This window comes from Paraburkholderia sp. BCC1885 (genome assembly GCF_900996235.1).
In the GTDB taxonomy this organism is placed as follows: Bacteria; Pseudomonadota; Gammaproteobacteria; order Burkholderiales; family Burkholderiaceae; genus Paraburkholderia.
Genome location: NZ_CAAJGM010000177.1, coordinates 25736 through 43333, shown reverse-complemented (window position 1 = coordinate 43333; position 17598 = coordinate 25736). Strand labels below are relative to the sequence as shown.

17 protein-coding genes are annotated in these 17598 nt (G+C 61.9%); 8 read left to right on the top strand and 9 right to left on the bottom strand.

Going from position 1 to position 17598, the window contains the following annotated elements; all coding sequences use genetic code 11:
• Positions 1 to 34 precede the first annotated feature (34 nt).
• The 3 genes from FQ755_RS16415 to FQ755_RS16405 all read left to right on the top strand — a co-directional run bounded on the left by FQ755_RS16415 (position 35) and on the right by FQ755_RS16405 (position 3082).
• Positions 35 to 1279: an NAD(P)/FAD-dependent oxidoreductase gene (locus FQ755_RS16415; protein ID WP_144155909.1), complete on the top strand. Its 1245-nt coding sequence runs from the start codon at positions 35 to 37 to the stop codon at positions 1277 to 1279.
• A gap of 208 nt (positions 1280 to 1487) precedes the next feature.
• On the top strand, positions 1488 to 2549 hold the full coding sequence (locus tag FQ755_RS16410) for a catalase family peroxidase (RefSeq protein WP_144155908.1): 1062 nt from the start codon (positions 1488 to 1490) through the stop codon (positions 2547 to 2549).
• A complete protein-coding gene (locus FQ755_RS16405; RefSeq protein ID WP_144155907.1) occupies positions 2546 to 3082 on the top strand; it encodes a cytochrome b in 537 nt (178 codons plus the stop codon). The genes FQ755_RS16410 and FQ755_RS16405 overlap by 4 nt, the downstream gene beginning before the upstream one ends.
• A gap of 45 nt (positions 3083 to 3127) precedes the next feature.
• Here FQ755_RS16405 and FQ755_RS16400 read toward each other — a convergent pair whose 3' ends face one another.
• The 3 genes from FQ755_RS16400 to FQ755_RS16390 all read right to left on the bottom strand — a co-directional run bounded on the left by FQ755_RS16400 (position 3128) and on the right by FQ755_RS16390 (position 5568).
• Positions 3128 to 3349: a hypothetical protein gene (locus FQ755_RS16400; RefSeq protein WP_144155906.1), complete on the bottom strand. Its 222-nt coding sequence runs from the start codon at positions 3347 to 3349 to the stop codon at positions 3128 to 3130.
• 195 nt (positions 3350 to 3544) lie between these two features.
• On the bottom strand, positions 3545 to 4909 hold the full coding sequence (locus tag FQ755_RS16395; RefSeq protein ID WP_144155905.1) for an ATP-binding protein: 1365 nt from the start codon (positions 4907 to 4909) through the stop codon (positions 3545 to 3547).
• Positions 4906 to 5568 carry a response regulator gene (locus tag FQ755_RS16390; protein ID WP_144155958.1) on the bottom strand — a complete coding sequence of 221 codons (663 nt, stop codon included), beginning with the start codon at positions 5566 to 5568 and terminating at the stop codon, positions 4906 to 4908. Before FQ755_RS16390 ends, FQ755_RS16395 begins: the two co-directional genes overlap by 4 nt.
• A 114-nt stretch (positions 5569 to 5682) precedes the next feature.
• On the opposite strand from FQ755_RS16390, the gene FQ755_RS16385 reads away from it, so the two are divergent.
• Positions 5683 to 6471, top strand: coding sequence for a hypothetical protein (locus tag FQ755_RS16385; RefSeq protein WP_144155904.1), 789 nt, complete (start codon positions 5683 to 5685; stop codon positions 6469 to 6471).
• Positions 6472 to 6602: 131 nt separating this feature from the next.
• On the opposite strand, the gene FQ755_RS16380 is transcribed toward FQ755_RS16385, so the two are convergent.
• The 3 genes from FQ755_RS16380 to FQ755_RS16370 all read right to left on the bottom strand — a co-directional run bounded on the left by FQ755_RS16380 (position 6603) and on the right by FQ755_RS16370 (position 8520).
• On the bottom strand, positions 6603 to 7121 hold the full coding sequence (locus FQ755_RS16380) for a hypothetical protein (RefSeq protein WP_144155903.1): 519 nt from the start codon (positions 7119 to 7121) through the stop codon (positions 6603 to 6605).
• Between the two features lie 266 nt (positions 7122 to 7387).
• Positions 7388 to 7867 carry a DUF1348 family protein gene (locus FQ755_RS16375; RefSeq protein WP_144155902.1) on the bottom strand — a complete coding sequence of 160 codons (480 nt, stop codon included), beginning with the start codon at positions 7865 to 7867 and terminating at the stop codon, positions 7388 to 7390.
• A 14-nt stretch (positions 7868 to 7881) separates the two neighbouring features.
• Positions 7882 to 8520: a TetR/AcrR family transcriptional regulator gene (locus tag FQ755_RS16370; RefSeq protein WP_144155901.1), complete on the bottom strand. Its 639-nt coding sequence runs from the start codon at positions 8518 to 8520 to the stop codon at positions 7882 to 7884.
• Between the two features lie 181 nt (positions 8521 to 8701).
• Between FQ755_RS16370 and FQ755_RS16365 the strand changes: the two genes are divergently transcribed.
• Positions 8702 to 9352: a YceI family protein gene (locus FQ755_RS16365; protein ID WP_144155900.1), complete on the top strand. Its 651-nt coding sequence runs from the start codon at positions 8702 to 8704 to the stop codon at positions 9350 to 9352.
• Positions 9353 to 9442: 90 nt separating this feature from the next.
• Here FQ755_RS16365 and tdh read toward each other — a convergent pair whose 3' ends face one another.
• A complete protein-coding gene (gene tdh, locus FQ755_RS16360; protein WP_144155899.1) occupies positions 9443 to 10471 on the bottom strand; it encodes an L-threonine 3-dehydrogenase in 1029 nt (342 codons plus the stop codon).
• Between the two features lie 13 nt (positions 10472 to 10484).
• A complete protein-coding gene (locus FQ755_RS16355; protein ID WP_144155898.1) occupies positions 10485 to 11687 on the bottom strand; it encodes a glycine C-acetyltransferase in 1203 nt (400 codons plus the stop codon).
• A gap of 154 nt (positions 11688 to 11841) precedes the next feature.
• On the opposite strand from FQ755_RS16355, the gene FQ755_RS16350 reads away from it, so the two are divergent.
• The 3 genes from FQ755_RS16350 to FQ755_RS16340 all read left to right on the top strand — a co-directional run bounded on the left by FQ755_RS16350 (position 11842) and on the right by FQ755_RS16340 (position 14050).
• The gene (locus FQ755_RS16350; protein WP_144155897.1) at positions 11842 to 12456 is read left to right on the top strand and encodes a helix-turn-helix domain-containing protein; all 615 of its coding nucleotides are present in this window, start codon (positions 11842 to 11844) and stop codon (positions 12454 to 12456) included.
• A 118-nt stretch (positions 12457 to 12574) separates the two neighbouring features.
• On the top strand, positions 12575 to 12973 hold the full coding sequence (locus FQ755_RS16345) for a DUF2471 family protein (RefSeq protein ID WP_144155896.1): 399 nt from the start codon (positions 12575 to 12577) through the stop codon (positions 12971 to 12973).
• Between the two features lie 69 nt (positions 12974 to 13042).
• Positions 13043 to 14050, top strand: coding sequence for a tyrosine-type recombinase/integrase (locus FQ755_RS16340; RefSeq protein WP_144155895.1), 1008 nt, complete (start codon positions 13043 to 13045; stop codon positions 14048 to 14050).
• Positions 14051 to 14221: 171 nt separating this feature from the next.
• Here the strand turns inward: FQ755_RS16340 and FQ755_RS16335 are convergent, their stop codons facing one another.
• Positions 14222 to 15427, bottom strand: coding sequence for a DNA-binding protein (locus FQ755_RS16335; protein ID WP_144155894.1), 1206 nt, complete (start codon positions 15425 to 15427; stop codon positions 14222 to 14224).
• Positions 15428 to 17598: the final 2171 nt, after the last annotated feature.

The following is a 17598-nucleotide window of genomic DNA, read 5'->3' as shown; positions in this document are numbered from 1 at the left end:
CGCAGTTCACTTTAGATAACCGGTAGAGGAAAGATTGAATTCCCTTTTAGCGAGTAACAACCAGGTCGACGTCGCGATCATCGGCGCCGGTCCCGCAGGCGCGGTCGCAGCGGCGCTGCTCAGAAAAGCGGGCCGTTCGGTGCTCGTGCTGGAACGGCAACATTTCCCGCGCTTTTCGATTGGCGAGAGTCTGTTGCCGCAAAGCATGGCCTACCTCGAAGAGGCCGGCATGCTGCAGGCGGTCGTGCAGGCCGGCTTCCAGTACAAGAACGGCGCGCACTTCATCTGGCGCGACAAGTCGTCGGCCTTCGACTTCCGCGACAAACACACGCCGGGATGGGGCACGACCTATCAGGTCGAACGCGCGACCTTCGACGACATCCTGATTCGCTGCGCCGCCGAACAAGGCGCCGAAGTGCGTTTCGGCCATACCGTGCAGGCCCTGCAAACCGGCAGCGCGCCCGTGCTCGACGTAGTCGATGAAGCCGGCCAGGCCTACCAGGTGCATGCGCGTTTCGTATTCGACGCCAGCGGCTTTGGCCGCGTCTTGCCGCGTCTGCTGAATCTCGAGACGCCAACCGGGATGCCGACGCGCGCGGCCATCTTCACCCACGTGCGCGACGGCCTCACGCTCGACGCCACCGACCGCAACAAGATCTGCGTCGCCACCCATCCGGAGCGCCGCGACGTCTGGTTCTGGATGATCCCGCTGGCGTGCGGCCGCTCGTCCGTCGGTTGCGTCGCCGAGGCGGACTTTCTCGCCGGCCCCGAGGAAGAACGCGACGCGAAGCTGCGCGGTTTGATCCAGCAGGAACCGACGCTCGCCCGCCTGATCGGCGATGCGCCGTTTCTGATGCCGGTTCGCCACATTGGCGGCTATGCGGCCAATGTCGAACGCCTGCATGGTCCGGGCTACGCCCTGCTTGGCAACGCGGGCGAGTTCCTCGATCCGGTGTTTTCGTCGGGCGTGACGATCGCGCTGCGTTCGGCGCATCTCGCTGTGCAGACGCTCGAACGCCAGTTGAACGGCGAGCCGGTCGACTGGCAGACCGAATACGACGTGCCGCTGCGCAAAGGCATCGATACCTTCCGCGCGTTCGTGGAGCGGTGGTACACCGGCGATCTGCAGGACATCATCTTCTATCCGCGTCAAACCACACTGATTCGCCGCATGATCAGCGCCATCCTCGCGGGCTATGCGTGGGACGAGTCGAATCCGTATGTGGCGGATCCGGTGCGCCGGCTGGATGCGTTGCATGAGATATGCATGACGCACTGAGGTTGTCGGAGGCCGCATTGGGACGCGGCAAGACCGCTCGCGGCCGAGGTCCGGCCCGGGCGGCGCCGCACACGGCAGGAGCGGACACCGGACAGGATTCGCGCTTTGCGACCTGCGGCGACGACGCGCGAAGTCTATTGATCATTGGCGCTTTTGCGATTGCCCTGCTAGATTGCTAGTCAGCCGAATCATTGATCGGGAGAGATCGATGGCCGACAGTCCGAGTTCCAACGGGTCCACCGTCCGTTCGCTAGTACTGATTGCAGTCGTCGTGATCGTGCTGATCGCGGCCTTCGCCTTTACGGCCGGCTGGCTCTCGCCGGCACGGCTGACGCCGGCCAGGCTCGTCAACGCCCTCGCGCCGCCAAACGGTCCGGCGCTCGGCTTCCGGCGCAATCACGCCAAGGGTATCTGCTTTACCGGCAGCTTCGAATCGAATGGCGCGGCGGCAGACCTGTCCAAGGCGCCCATGCTCGCGCAGGGCTCATACCCAGTCACGGGCCGTTTCAATCTCGGCACGCCGGACCCCAAAGCGCCGGACGCCACGGTTCGGGTACGCGGCCTCAGTCTGCGGATCGTCGCGCCGGACGGCAGCGAATGGCGCACGGCGATGATCAATCCGCCGTTCTTCCCGGTCGCCACGCCACAGGCCTTCTATGGTCTGCTTAAAGCCTCGGGCGACAAGACCGATCCGGACGCCATGAAGAATTTTATCGCCGCGCATCCGGAGTTCGGCCACTTCGCCCAGTGGGCCGGCAGCGCGCCGTGGACCGGTTCTTTCGCGCAGGAACGCTACAACAGCCTCAACAGCTTCATCTTCACCAACGCGGCGGGACAGGACCAGGCCGTGCGCTGGTCCTTCGTACCGGCCGCGCAACCCGAGGCCGTCTCCGTCGACCAGTTGAAAGCGCGCGGCGACGATTTCCTCGACGCGGATATTACGCAGCGGGTGCACAGTGCGCCGCAACGCTGGACCCTGGTCGTGACGGTCGCCAATCCGGGCGACCCCACCGCCGACCCGAGCCAGGCCTGGCCCGACGATCGACGCAAGGTGCAGGCGGGCACCCTGGTGGTCAATACCATCGAGTCCGAACCCGACGGGCCGTGCCGCGATCTCAACTTCGATCCCACTGTCCTGCCGTCCGGCATGCGCGTCTCGGACGATCCGTTTCCCGCCGCGCGCTCAGCCGCATACGCCGTCTCGTTCAACCGGCGCACCGCCGAGGAGAAGGACTATCCGCGCCATCCGGCAGGAGGAGACACGCAATGAGCACCCCGATCCACGCCCGCTTCACACCGCTGCAGCGCGCGCTTCACTGGCTCATGGCGGTTTGCATCCTGGCGATGCTGTTTATCGGCGTCGGGATGGTGTCGACCGTGCGGCCGGATTATCTGTCGCTGGTGTCGATCCATAAGCCGCTGGGAATCGTGATTCTCGTGCTGGGACTGATTCGTCTGGTGGTCAGGCTGGTTCGCGGCGCGCCGCCGTTGCCCGCTTCCATGCCGGAACCGATGAAGCTCGCCGCGCGTCTCTCGCATCTCGCGTTTTATCTGCTGATGATCGGGCTGCCGCTCATCGGCTGGGGCATGCTGTCGGCCGCGGATTATCCGGTCGTCGTGTTCGGCATCCATCTGCCGTCCTTCCTGCCACACAGCGACGCGCTGCATTCATTGCTGTGGAATGCGCATCGGGCGCTCGCGCTGTGCTTCTTTGCGCTGATCGTGCTCCATCTGGCGGCGGCGCTTTTACATGCGCTCGTCAGACGCGATGGTGTTTTCGAAGCGATGGCGCCGTGGAAATAAAACGGGCAAGAGGGATGCTGCGCATCGAGCGGCAGAACGCCACCGTCACGAGTCTGACGCCGCTAATTGCCGGCCAATGCATTTTGTTAGCAATACGAAGCATGCGATAGCCGCGACCGCCGCAAGGCGGAACGTCGTGGACGTGAACACGTTTTCCGACACGCCAAACAGGTCGATCAGCAACAGTGCGGCTGCATCTATCACGCTGGCAGCAAGCGATGCTGTCAAAAGATAGTTTCGTAGCAGGTTGATCGTGGCTGGTTTCATGATGCGGCTCGTCGACACGGATGGATGGCGCCACCGGTCGCGCTTTCATTTTTCTTGTAGCAACCGGTTAGCCAATGCACGTCGTATGGCTGTCACGCCCATCTATATACATGCGGTATGTGTCGATACTAGCGACGAAACCTGATGAGAACCTTAAGCAGGCAAGCGGCTTGCTTTCAACCGCACAACATACGCTTAAGCGTTGATTGCAGCGACGCGTTCGTGCACCGGCACAAATCCGCTTACCGATACCGTCAGGCCTGACGCGGCTATGTTATTACGCAGCGTAAGGGTCAGTTGATGCCGCTGCGCAATGCGAGCGGCGATGGCGAGTCCTAAACCGCTGCCCGTCCCCTTGGTCTGCTCGCCGCGATAGAAGCGGTCCAGCACGCGACCCAGTTCCTGTTCGGGAATGCCGGGGCCGTTGTCCGCCACTTCGAGGCCGAAGCGCGCTGACGATACGCGAGTGAGCACGACGTCGATCTTGCCTCCCCGCGGCGTATAGCGAATTGCATTGTCAATCAGATTGCTTAACAGCACGCTCAAGCCGTGTGGATCGGCCAGCACGTTGCATACGTCCTCCTGCGTGACCGGTTGGCGGAATTCGAGGCCGAGGTCGATCTGCTTTTCATCGGCAAGCAAAGAGAAATCGCTGACGGCCTGCTCGGCGAGTCGGCGCAAACTCACGCACGTGTCCAAGCTTGCCGATTGCGCGTCCTCGCGGGCGAGCGTCAGCAGTTGCTGTACGAGCCGGATGATGCGGTTAAGCCGCATGTCGATTCGTTCGAGCGTCTGACCGTCGTCCTTCAAGGTGCCGTTGTTCGAAGCCGCCTGCAATTGCAGTTTCAGCGCGGCAAGTGGGGAACGCAGTTCGTGGGCGGCATCGGCAATAAAAGTTCGTTGTGCCTGGGATGCGATGTTCAGACGCGCAAGCAGATCGTTCAGCGCCTCGACCAGGGGCCGGATTTCGACGGGCACGTCGCCGTCGAGACGCAGTGCATCGAGCGAATCGAGTGAACGCGTCGCAAGCAGACGCGACAACCCACCGATAGGCGCGAGCCCGCGCGCCACGACCAGCAGCACCAGCAGGATCGTCGCGGGCATGAACACGCCGAGAGGCCATAACGTGTGCAGCGCCAGATGGACGGCGAGCGCCTCACGCACGGACACCGGCTGTGCCACCTGAACGAAACGACCGGGCTGTTGCAGACCGAAGACACGCCAGGCATCGCCATTTCGGTCGATGGTGCGAATCCCCGCCGGCAGACGATCCAGCACCGCCGATTGCTGCGAGTGATAAATCAGTGCGCCGGTTTTGTCCCAGATCTCGATGAGAATCCGGTCGTCCGAAATGCCGCCGACTTCCGCGTCTTCCCGCTCGACCGTCTGCGTCGCCTCGACACTCGAAGGCAACGACAGGGCGACGGTGCGCAGTTCATAGTCGAACAGTTCGCTCGCCTCTTCGCGGGCGGTGTGAAAGATCGCCCACGCGGCGATGCCGGAGGCGGCGGCAAGACCGCAGATGAGCCACCCGAGCAGCCAGCGGCGAATCGATTTCATCCGCACCTCTTGAGCCGATAACCGACGCCACGCACCGTCACGATCTGGTCGACGCCGATCTTGCGCCGCAGGCTATGCACGTGGACTTCGATCGTGTTGCTGCCCACTTCTTCGCCCCAGCCGTATAACTTGTCTTCGAGCTCCGCTCGGGTGAAAACGCGCGCAGGTTCTTCGATCAGCGCCTGCAGCAAGGCGAATTCGCGCGGCACCAGCGTAATCGGCAGGCTGCCTTTGGTGACTTCGTGGGCCGCCGGGTCGAGCGTCAATTCGCCGTGCGTGTAGATGGGCTGCTTCTGTCCCGTGCGCCGGCGCAGCAACGCGCGGGCTCGCGCCGCCAGTTCGTCGAGATCGAAGGGTTTGATCAGGTAGTCGTCGGCGCCGGCGTCGAGACCGCGAATGCGGTCGGTCACGGCGTCGCGCGCGGTCAGGATGATGACGGGCGCCTCGCCACCCTGCTTGCGATAGCTGCTGAGCACATCGATGCCGTTTTTTCCCGGCAAACCCAGGTCCAGCAGGACCAGATCGTAGACGCCATTGTCGAGCGACAGTTCCGCCGCGCGGCCGTCCTGCGCCCAGTCGACGGCGTAACCCACGCGCCGCATGGATTCGAGCACGGTCTCCGCAATCATTTCATCGTCTTCTACCAGAAGCAGACGCATTGCGCCCCCCGCGTTGTCATTCAGCGCCATTGTCGCGCATCCCGCCTTACCCCTTCCTTAAGCCTTCGTTAAGCGTTCCTTCAATATCATCCCCCTTCAACCGAGGAGTGCGAGATGAAACAGGATGCTGTGCGCTTTGCCAGACAGGCCGTCAGCAAGGTTCCCGAAGTCACGCTGGGCTTCTGGGTGATCAAGGTGGCGGCCACCACGCTGGGCGAAACCGGCGGCGACTGGGTATCCATGTCACTGAATCTGGGTTACCTGGTCGGTTCGGCGATCTTCCTCGTGCTATTCGTCGGGCTTGTTTATGGCCAGGTGATGGCGCGCGATTTCCGTCGCTTTCTCTACTGGGCCACCATCATTGCGACGACGACGCTCGGTACCACCATGGCCGATTTCGCCGATCGATCCCTGGGCGTCGGCTATCCCGGCGGCACCGCGATCGTCGTGGCGTTGCTGATCGCCAGTCTGGGGATATGGTATCGATCGGAGGGCACGGTCTCGGCTGCAAGCATCGTCACCGGCCGCGCGGAATGGTTTTACTGGATCACGATCCTGTTCTCGCAGACACTCGGCACGGCGCTCGGCGACTGGGTGGCGGGCGACGATCGCGGCGGGCTCGGTATCGGTTACGAAGACAGCGCGCTGTTGTTCGGAGCGGGGCTTGTCGTCGTGGCCGCGCTGTATTTCTGCACGCGGGTGTCGCGCACGGCGCTATTCTGGGCCGCGTTTATTCTGACGCGGCCGTTGGGCGCGACGCTGGGCGACTTCCTCGATAAACCCCTGGCGCAAGGCGGATTGCAGATTAGCCGGCTGTATGCGTCTGCGATCCTGCTCGCCTTTATCGTGGTTTGTGTGGTGGTGATACCGCAGCGGCCAGCCAGGCGTGACGCGGCGGTTTAGCTGTGTTCTGCCGGCAAAGGTGAGCTTCTGCGGGATAGTGAGGACTTCCAGGAGATACGCCGGAAAGGTGAGCGTATTCGGGATGGTGAGGAGTTCCAGGAGTTGGAATATCGCACACCATCCCGATTGGATCAAAACTTCACTTTCACCTGAAACCCAATCGTGAACGGCAGGTTATCGGAAGGAATCGGCGGAATGAAGATCAGGTTCGCACCCACGCGCTTGTAGTCGAACATCACAATCGGCGCAGCCACCGGGCCGACGGTGTGATTGCGCCCAAGCCCCCAGTTGCCATAGTTATAACCGGAGATGATGCCGGCGATCACCGCGAGCCGCACGAAACCAAAGTGCGTAAACTCCGGCGCCCACAGACCGCCGCCATAGTACGAGGGACGGCGCAGCGAGTTGCGAAAGCCGCCCGCCGTCACGCCCCATTCGCCGTTGAACCAGCACTCGACGCCCAGGCCCGGATTGAATTCGTTGAAGTGGGTGCCCGGATCGGGATCGATATGGTATGAGCCCAGCATTGCGTCAACCCACACGCCACCGCCGCACCAGTCCGCCGCTTTCGCGGTAGAAGCCATCGCGAGGCAGGCGGTCAGCGCGACGAACAGGCGCAAAAATCGATTGAGGGTTGGCCGCAAATGCATATCTTCTCCGTCACCGGTCGTACGCCGGTGTCATGAATGTGCTGGTTATGGTCAGTGTGTCGTCCGTCGGGCACTGTACCTCAACCCATAAAAATCATGTTGAGGCCGCGCTCGGAAACGAGGGCGCGCGCCCTACGCGCGCCGCCCAGCCAGCACAATAACGGAAAGCAGTGGCAGATCGGTGAATCCGCGACGAGTCCTCATAGGAGGGTGAGGCTCGTGCATCGGTTGCGGCGCTCGGCCCACGCGCCGCAATCGTTCAGTCGTTACAGCCCGAGGTCCGAGAGGCCCGGATGATCGTCCGGACGACGCCCCAGCGGCCAGCGGAACAGACGATCCTGTTCGCGGATCGGCATATCGTTGATGCTTGCATGGCGATACGCCATCAGGCCGTGCTCGTCGAACTGCCAGTTTTCATTGCCGTAAGAGCGGAACCAGTTGCCCGAGTCGTCGTGCGATTCGTAAGCAAAACGTACCGCGATGCGGTTATCCGTGAAGGCCCACAGTTCCTTGATCAGACGGTAGTCGAGTTCCCTCGCCCACTTGCGGCGCAGCAGGCCGACGATTTCAGCGCGGCCCGTCACAAACTCCGCGCGGTTGCGCCACACGCTTTGCGGCGTGTAGGCGAGCGAAACGCGTTCCGGGTCGCGTGTGTTCCAGCCGTCTTCCGCGGCACGTACTTTCTGAATCGCGGTTTCGCGCGTGAAAGGCGGCACCGGGGGACGGGTTTCGATAACGTCAGCCATGATTGCTCCAAAGGTCAGGTGAGAGAACGCCGCGAGGGCGCGTGAGTGTGAGTCTCTTCGGCGTTCAGCAATTGCTCGGCCGCCGCGCGTGCATCCAGTGCCGTATCGGGTTCGCCGCTGACCAGCGCAACGCCAATGGCGCCGTCGATCAGGATCAGCCATTGCCGTGCAAGCGGCGCCGCGCGCCGGCCATCGATGCCGGTGGCGGCCACGTAGTCGTCGCATTGCTCGCGCACGAACGCCAGCAGGTGCTCCTTGTGTTCGCGCGCGACGACGCGGATCGGGTCGTCGGCCGCGGCGATTTCGCCGGATGCGTTGAGAAACGCGCAGCCGTGAAACTCCTTGGCGGCAAACCATTCGCGCAGCACGTCGAACATGCCGAGCAGATGCGCGCGCGGTGTCTTGCCGTGGCGCAACGTGCCTTCAATGAACCAGTTCATCCACCGTTCGTGACGACGTTCGAGCGCTGCGGCAACCAGCGCGTCCTTCGATTCGAAATGCGTGTAGAAGCTCTTGCGCGCCGTGCCGGACTGCTTGACGATCGCGTCCACGCCCGTCGCGTGGATGCCGCCGGCGTAGACCAGCGCCTCCGCAGCGGCCAGCAGGCGGTCGCGGGCGCTAGCCTGGGTCGGGGTTTCAGTAGAAGTAGCCATGGACGAAAGGTAGAACGATCATTCTCCCGCGTCAAGAAAAATTTTGCGAAGGGAATTTTTGGATGTCCACGGCGTTAACCTGACAGTACACGACGGACACTTGGACGTATCAACAGAGGAATGCCCGGGCGTAGCGCCGGCTTGCGTTATCGTGGCGCGAGCGGAATCAGGGAGCGAAACGATGAAGAAGGATGCTGTCCGCGCGATCGTGCTGCGCGGTTTGTCGATTGCGGCGGTCGCTGCGGTGGCCGCCTGCACGCCGTTACAGGTCGTCACGCACACGGTCACGCAGACCGAAGCCAGCGTGCCGGCCGGGCAATACATGCTCGACCCGCATCACTGGAGCATTACGTTCGACGTCGAACACCTGAAGTATTCGCGCTTTACGATGCGTTTCGACCACGCCACGGCCCAGCTTGACTGGAACGCGGGCGGCCTCGACAGGAGTTCGGTGGAAGCGGATATCGACGCGGCCAGTCTCGACACCAACGTGCCGCTGCTCGACAAGCAGGTCAAAAGCGACAGCGTGCTCGACGTGACGCAGTATCCGCAGATCCGCTTCGTCAGCACGGGCTTTGAGCGCACCGGCGAGGCACGCGGCAAGCTGACCGGCAATCTGACGATCCACGGCGCGACGGCGCCGGTGACGCTCGATGTGGTGTTCAACGGCTTCGGCCCGGATCCGCTCACCAGGCAGGACACACTTGGCTTCTCGGCGGAGGGCAGTTTTAGCCGCGCCAAATTCGGACTGGCGACGTGGTATCCGGCCGTGGGCGACGACGTCCACGTGCGGATTCAGGCTGAATTCGTCAAACCGGTTGCGGGCGGCTGAATGCACGACTGAACGCACGACCGAGCGTGCGCTCAGAGGCGCGACCGGGCGGCGGCGCACATGGCAGTGCGGCCGCCTCGTTTGCCGGTCTCAGGCGGTCCAGTCGAGAATGACCTTGCCGCTTTCGCCCGACAGCATGGTGGCAAAAGCGCGCTGATAATCGTCGACGGGGAAGTGGTGCGTGAGGATCGGTGACAGGTCCAGTCCGCTTTGCAGCATCGCCACCATCTTGTACCAGGTCTCGAACATTTCGCGGCCGTAAATGCCCTTGATTTCCAGCCCCTTGAAGATCACCTGATTCCAGTCGATGGCGGTCTGCGCGGGCGGAATGCCGAGCAGCGCGATCTTGCCGCCGTGGTTCATCGCTTCGAGCATGCTGGTGAATGCGCTAGGCACGCCGGACATTTCCAGGCCCACGTCGAAGCCTTCTGCCATGTGCAGATCGGCCATCACATCGCGCAGCGATTCGCGCGACACATTCACCGCGCGTGTCGCGCCCATCTTGCGCGCGAGTTCGAGCCGGTAGTCGTTGACGTCGGTAATAACCACATTGCGTGCGCCGACGTGTTTCGCGATTGCCACCGCCATGATGCCGATTGGCCCGGCGCCGGTGATCAGCACATCTTCGCCCACCAGGTTGAACGACAGCGCCGTGTGCGTCGCGTTGCCGAACGGGTCGAAGATCGCTGCGAGGTCATCGGAGATTTCCGGCGGAATCTTGAAGGCATTGAACGCGGGAATCACCAGAAATTCGGCGAACGCGCCTTCGCGATTCACGCCCACGCCGGTCGTATTGCGGCATAAATGACGGCGCCCCGCGCGACAGTTGCGGCAAAATCCGCAGGTGATATGCCCTTCGCCGGAGACGCGGTCGCCGATGGCAAAGCCGCGCACTTCCTGGCCCATTTCGACGATCTCACCGACATATTCGTGCCCCACGTGCATCGGCACGGGAATGGTTTTTTGCGCCCAGTCGTCCCATTTCCAGATGTGGATGTCGGTCCCGCAGATGGCCGTGCGCTTGATGCGGATCATCACATCGTTATGGCCGACTTCGGGTTTCGGCACGTCGGTGAGCGTGAGGCCCGGCGCGCGTTCGAGTTTTGCGAGTGCTTTCATGTGCGCCCCTGGTTTATTGGATGATGCCGAGCGAGCGGCCGACGCGCGCGAAGGCATCCACGGCGCGGTCGATCTGTTCAGAAGTATGCGCGGCGCTCATCTGCGTGCGGATGCGCGCACGTCCCTTGGGCACCACCGGGAACGAGAAGCCGATCACGTAGACGCCTTCCTTCAATAGTTCCTCCGCCATGCGCGAGGCGAGTTGCGCGTCGCCGAGCATCACCGGGATGATGGGATGTTCGCCCGGCACCAGCGTGAAACCCAGCGCGCTCATCTTGCTGCGAAAGTGCGCGCCGTTGGCTCGCACGCGCGCCCGCAGATCCGCGCCTTCCGCGCTTGCCAGCAGTTCGAGCACCTTGAGCGAGGCCGCGGCAATGCTCGGCGTCAGCGTGTTCGAGAACAGATACGGGCGCGACCGTTGCCGCAGCAATTCGACAATTTCCTTGCGCGCAGCGACGTAGCCGCCCGACGCGCCGCCCAGCGCCTTGCCGAGCGTGCCGGTGATGATGTCGACGCGCGACAGCACGCCGCAATGTTCCGGCGTGCCGCGTCCGTGCTCGCCGATAAAGCCGACCGCGTGCGAATCGTCGACCATCACCAGCGCGCCGTAGCGATCAGCCAGATCGCAAATGCCGGCGAGGTCGGCGATGATGCCGTCCATCGAGAACACGCCGTCGCTCGCGATCAGCTTGAAGCGCGCGCCGGCGGCGTCCGCTTCTTTCAGCTTCGCTTCGAGGTCGGCGAGATCGTTGTTCTTGTAGCGAAAGCGTTTCGCCTTCGAAAGCCGCACGCCATCGATGATGCTGGCGTGATTCAGTTCGTCGCTGATGATCGCGTCGGATTCGTCGAGCAGTGTTTCGAACAGGCCGCCGTTTGCATCGAAGCAGCTTGAGTAGAGAATGCAGTCGTCGGTTTGCAGAAAGGCGGCGAGCGCCTGCTCCAGTTCCTTGTGCACTGTCTGCGTGCCGCAGATGAAACGCACCGACGCCATGCCGAAGCCGTCGCGGTCGAGCCCGTCTTTGGCGGCCTCGATCAGGCGCGCGTCGTCCGCGAGGCCCAGATAATTATTCGCGCAGAAGTTCAGTACGTCCGCACCGTTGGCAAGCCGGACGCCGGCCGATTGCGGGCTGGCGATGACGCGCTCGGTCTTGTAAAAGCCGTCGGCGCGGATCTGCTCGAGCGTGCTGCGCAGATGGGCGAGGTAGGGTTCACGCATACGTCGGGCTCCTGGATAGGCAGCAGGCCGCGTGCGCTTACGATGTTCGGCGCGGTGGCGGCCTGCTATAGTCGAATAGCAGTTTTATCGAACAAATTCGATTTTCCGAACGAAAGTCCGGTATATCGAACAACTCTAAACGATAGGTCGGAAAATGGCAAGTTCGGGAACCCGGCGCGCAGCAGCCAGCGCTGCACCCACTCTGGCCCAAACGGTCGCGGCGCCGCCGCGGGTGGGCGAACAGATCCAGCGCCTGCGCAGCGAACGGCGCATGACGCTCGACGACCTGTCGCGCGCGGCGGGTGTGTCGAAATCCATGCTGTCCGAAATCGAACGCGACAAGGCCAATCCGACTATCGCGGTGGCGTGGCGCCTGACCAATGCGTTGGGCGTCAGTCTCGATTCGCTGTTCGCGCAGCAGAAGGCGCCCGAGGCCATCGCCGTTTCCGGACCGCACGAAATTCCGACGCTAAGCGGTCACGACGCCAAATATCAGTTGCGGGTGTGGGGACCCATCGAGCTGGCCGGCAAGTTCGAATGGTACGAATTGACGCTGCAGCCAGGCGGCGCGCTGGTGTCCAACGCGCACGAACCCGGCACGCGCGAACATTTGACGGTGCTGCACGGCTCGATCGAAATCGAGGCGGCCGGCACCACCCGGCGCCTGAAGACGGCGGACACGGCGCGCTACGTGGCCGACGAAGCACACGCCATTCGCAATGCCGGCAAGAGCGAAGCGAAGGCTTTGCTGGTGGTGATTCACGGCTGAGCAATCCGCGCACCGCCGGCGGCAAAACGCGTCGCGGCGGCAGATGAGGGGAAGGGTTGGCCTGGTTGCGCTGACTACTGTATGTTTGTACAGTATACCCAGATTGACCGGAGCCGAAATGAACGAACTGACAACCCACCACGCCGATCACGGCCTGGCTGCGCTGCGCTTCCAGACCGCGGCGCGCGACCTCGAACACATCGTCCGCAGCATCGCCGCGCGTTATATCGTGCAGCAAGTTCCACTCACCTGGCGGCTTCTGCACGCTATCGAGGCAGAAGCGCTTGCTGATCTCGGCTTCGCCAGCCGTCACGACGCGCTGATGCTCGGACTCTTTCAGCGCCCCTCGGCACTTCCGTATCCCGAAACCGACGAGGCAGTGGATTTCGGCGCGTCCAATGCGCTGCCGGCGGTGTTTGCGTTTGCTGTCGCCGTGTATGAAGAAGCGCATCGCAACGCGGCTCAAACGGCGCCACGACAAAGCGCGCCGCGACGGGCACGGGCCTGGGGCGGATGAGGTCGGCCGCGCCTGGCGGTCCGGTTGCGTCTCACCTACAATGAGACGCAACTAACGGTAAACTAGACAATGGTCCCTCCCAGCTCGTCCGGCTCCGCCGGCCGCAACATTCCCGCGACCGATCTGTTCGATCAGGAACGCGAAGACTGGCGCCGCGATCCGCGTATCGCCTTCGATGCGTGGCTGGCCAAACAACAGTTTCGTCAGTCTTCCGCTCAGGTGTACCAGGCGCAGTGGGGACTCTTTCTCGACTGGCTGAAAGTTCGGCATACTAATCTTATGACCGTCGACACGCGAACAATCGCCGATTTTGTCGCCGGGCTCGCCATCCGAAAACCGCAACGGGTCCGCTATTTAAGGCTCATCGAACGCGTGCTCGATCACGTCCGCGAAATCGAACTGGCGTCGACCAATCCCGCACGGTTTATCGCCCAGGACGGCGAAGCGGCGTGGCGCAATGCACGCGACAATGAACCCACCGGTTTTCTGACCAGTCACGAGCGCGCCTTACTGGTCGCGCATCTGTTCTCACCTGTAAGCCAACTATCCGCTGCGCAACGTTGGCGGGAACGGCGCGATCGGGCGTTGATTGCCGTGTTTCTCGGTGGCGGCCTAAAAACCGGCGAAGCGAGAGCGCTAACGGTTAGTTGCGTGATGGCCGGTTCATCGTGGGTCGTCATCGAGTCACCTAATCCATTGATGACCCGACGCACGCGGCTATCGCCTTTCGCCGTCGCGGCGCTGGACGCGTGGCTCGGGGAGCGGCGCGCGTCCGAGCTGGCCGGAACCCTCGTGTTTCCCGCATCGCCTTCTGGACGGCCGATGCACAAGGCCACCATGCTGCGTTCCGTCGACGCGCTGATCGACGCGGCGGGGCTCGCCAAGTCGCGTGCATCGCGCGCCAGTCCGCAAACCCTGCGCAATACCTTTGCTGCGGATCTGTTCGAAACAGGTGTCGCGCCGGATCTGGTCGGGCAATGGCTGGGGTTTATGCAACCGGTTTCGGCTAGCCGGCTGCATCGTGCATGGAAAACGTGGGTTGAGCAGCAAGATCCAGCGGGAAATCCCGGTGAGTGATGCGCCGGATTTCAGTCGGGCATCGGATCGCCCGGCGCCGCGCGACGGGCTTTCTGCGAAATAAGCGTGTGGAAATTTCCCCGCAAAGGCTCACCTTTCCGATCCCGAATTACCTCACCTTTAGCCAACGCCCGGCTACGCGGTGACATGCAGTGACAAATGGCCGTTCCACTACGCAGCCGAAGCAGCCGGTTTGAAGGCCAGAAACCGGCTGACGGCCTCAAGCCGCGAGTGACCGGGCCCCGATGAATGCTCGCACTCCGGACACTGCAGTTCGTAGCGGTGATCGACCTCGGATAGCTCCGGTTCACCTTCCTGGCATTTTGGACAACGCGACGGTAGCAGGACGTGGCCGTCCGCGAGCGTGCCAATCGTCTCCATTTCCTCCCCGTTCAGGCGACCTGACTGTGCAAGCGCGCTCAACAAACCTGCAATGGCCGGGTCGACATCCTGTTGGGTGCGGAGCGCCGCGACTTCTTTCGTCAGCGCATCGAGTTCGTCCGACTGCTCGCGTAATTGCAAGTCCAGCCGGTCGCCGCGCGCTTTGGCCGCCGCGATTTGCTGGATGAATTCGAATTCCTTGCGACTGGCGTCGCGCACGCCGGATTGATAGGTCGCCGCCATGCTGCGTAGCGAGTCGAGTTCGACCAGCATGGGTTTAACGCGGCGCTCGGCCTCGGCCACTGCATCCTTGATCTGCTGCGCATAGTGCTCGGTGCTCTGACGCAATTCGACGTGCAGGGCATCGATGCGGTCGCGCAAAGCGGCATTGCCCGATTGCTCGGTCTCCAGACGCTTGCGCAGCGTTTCGTTTTCAGCCTCAAGCCGGCGGACGCTGGATTGCAAGCTATCCTGGTGAATGCTGCCATGCGTGTTAGCCATCGCCAGTTCCGCTTCGAGCGCGCGAACGCGCTCCCACGCCGCATCCGCTCGCGCATCGCTGCGGCGAATGGCTTCTTCCGACGCCTGCCGGCGAATTTCGGCCTCGCGGGTTTCGCGTTCGGCCGTGGAAATCTGCGTCTGAATTTGTTCGCGCTCACTGTCGAGGGTGGTGCGGGCATGCACCATGGCTTCCTCGAATAAGGCGCCGAGCAACTCGCCCGCTCGTTCTTCAAGTACCTTCGGAATGGTTCCGGCACCGACGCGGACCCGGGAGGCGCTACGAATTCGCTCCCAGAAGGTGTCGATGTCCTTGGGGATATCGCTTGCGCTGCCGGTTTGGGTCAAATCCCGCACGGCCGCCATGGAGGGGCGAATACCCAGATCGAAGAAAAGACGCTTGCAGGCATGTAGCGATAAATCTTGCCGGCGAGCGCCGTTTTCACGCATCGACTCCAGTTCCTGCTTGATGGCTTGCCGTTCTTCGTCCAGTGTCATTGGGTCCTCGATGCCGATGTACGTCGAGGAATAATAACAAATTACGTAGTAATTGCTACAGCGTGACGAGAATGACAGGCCTTGATGCAGGACAGAGCGCAATTCAGCCGATGCGGGCGCGTCTGTGGTAATCGACGCTGCCATTTCCGTGAAACAAAACGAAGAATGGTCTATAAGTCATTGTATGCAAAACGATTTGCGGGGTTTCCGAGCGTATTGTCACTGTTTCACGGGACGGAATGCGAGCGGGTTGTGGATTTGGGATGGTCCGGAGGGCTCGCGGGGTAAAAAAGTCTTGAGAGTAATAAAAGTAAACACCCTTGAACCTTATTAAAAACGTTAACGCCACGGCAGACCGTTACCTGGTAAGGGTTTCAGCCGGGTCAGGTGAAACTTTACGGGAGACTGGGTGAGGACTTGCAGGACAGTCCGGTGATGGGGTTCAGGGGCCATGGTGAGGCGCTGCGGGACGCTCAGTGAGCGGGTTCAGGAGCTGCTTACAAAATACCAACCGGCCAAAGGTGAGGTTTTGCGGGACCGGACGGATCGTGCGCCCCTGCCAGGCGTAAAAAAGATCATCGCGTCACCCGATTGGTGCGGTGAGCGCTTTCGGGAGGCATTGTAGACGCTCTTTTGAGGTGAATTGAGGAGTCGAAAAGCCTTCGGTGAGGCAACGCGGGAGAAAAAGCCTCTACAAGGTGAGGCTTTACGGGGGATCGAGGGTGGTTATGCCCGGTTTTTGGGCATATGAGCATCTAAGGTGAGCGTTTTCGGGAGTCCGTAACGGGTTTCGGGATTATCTGGACGCTCAATGTACCTGGTGAAGGGCTCCGGCGCGGATAGGTGAGGTTATTCGGGAGATGTCCGAGAGGCGCTCTCGCCTGGCCAAAAATCGCACCGCTGGTGCTTAAGGTGAGTGTTTGCGGGAGTGATCGGGATCCCAAAAATCATGTCAGGTGAGGCTTTTCGGGAAGAAGTTGGCGATTACTTACGTGAAATGCCCTACTGGGCTTGATGGGTGAAGGCGAATTCGTGACGGCAAAATTTCTAACGGTGAGGATTTCCGGGAGATAGTCAAGGCGCGATGTTCGGGTGACCTGCGGTTCGATGCATTCGTTGAGGTGAGGTTTTACGGGATGCATTATTTCAAGCGATACTCGATGTGTTTTGTTTAAGTACCTGAAGTAAATGAATATTTGCATGCCTGCGAAGATAGGTGAGACTTTTCGGGAGTTGGGAATAGGCACGCTGCGGGTGCGAAAACGAAGGGCCATTCCAGTGAAAGGTGAGGTTTTACGGGAGTGTTTTCCAGCTCATTGCGTGTGCGCTTCGACCTGGGCCGCGTGTTTTCGCGGCTTCGGCTTCGGCAAAGGTGAGGGTTTCCGGGGGATGAAATGACCTGCGCCGACGTGGCTATCGCGGGTGAGTTAAGCCGGGGCGGTTCGCGAGGGCGCGTTACCGATGCGGGCTGCATCGTGCTCGCGGCGATGCGGTAAAAGGCTCCGCGCTTCAACTGTGCTTGCTTCCAAGGTCTTGATGTACCAGCCAATTTCCTCGGAGTACAGGCTCCCGGAAGTACCGCGCTGCTTTCAGGTGGGACATGAATTGCCGAGGGATAGGTATGGAATGCGACGGAGGAAGGTGAACGCCGTGCAACTGGCGCGGTGTGTTCTGTGGTTCGGACGATGATCCCGCTTGAGCCGGTAGTGCTGCCCAATGCGACCGGTGCGTTTCTGCGTGCAGCGACGCCTCACCGTGCAATGAGCCGGTTGCGGCCAGTCCGAAACGCTGCTCGGAACATGAGCGGTGCGTTTACGCCGCCTATCGCACCTCACCACCCAATTGCAGGCGATCCGGTCGTCGGGATGCAGCGAAGTGCCACCGGTGCATCTGCAGGCGCTGAAGCGCCTCACCGTGAGCCTGCGGCTTCTGAAAAAAGTCCGCGTGTCATCCTCGACTTTCGTGACGCAGCGGAGCGTGCCGAACAGGCCGACTCATAACAACTTCGTGCGCGGCGTGATGCGTCCGATACGATCAATGCACTTCCCACAAACCCTTGCTGGCACCGGATCCCAGGGTTTGCCCCTGGCCGCCGACTCGACTGCTTCGGTCATGCTTCGGTTTCCGAAAAGGGCCACCCTTGGCGAATCACCCAGGAGTGCGAACCAGGT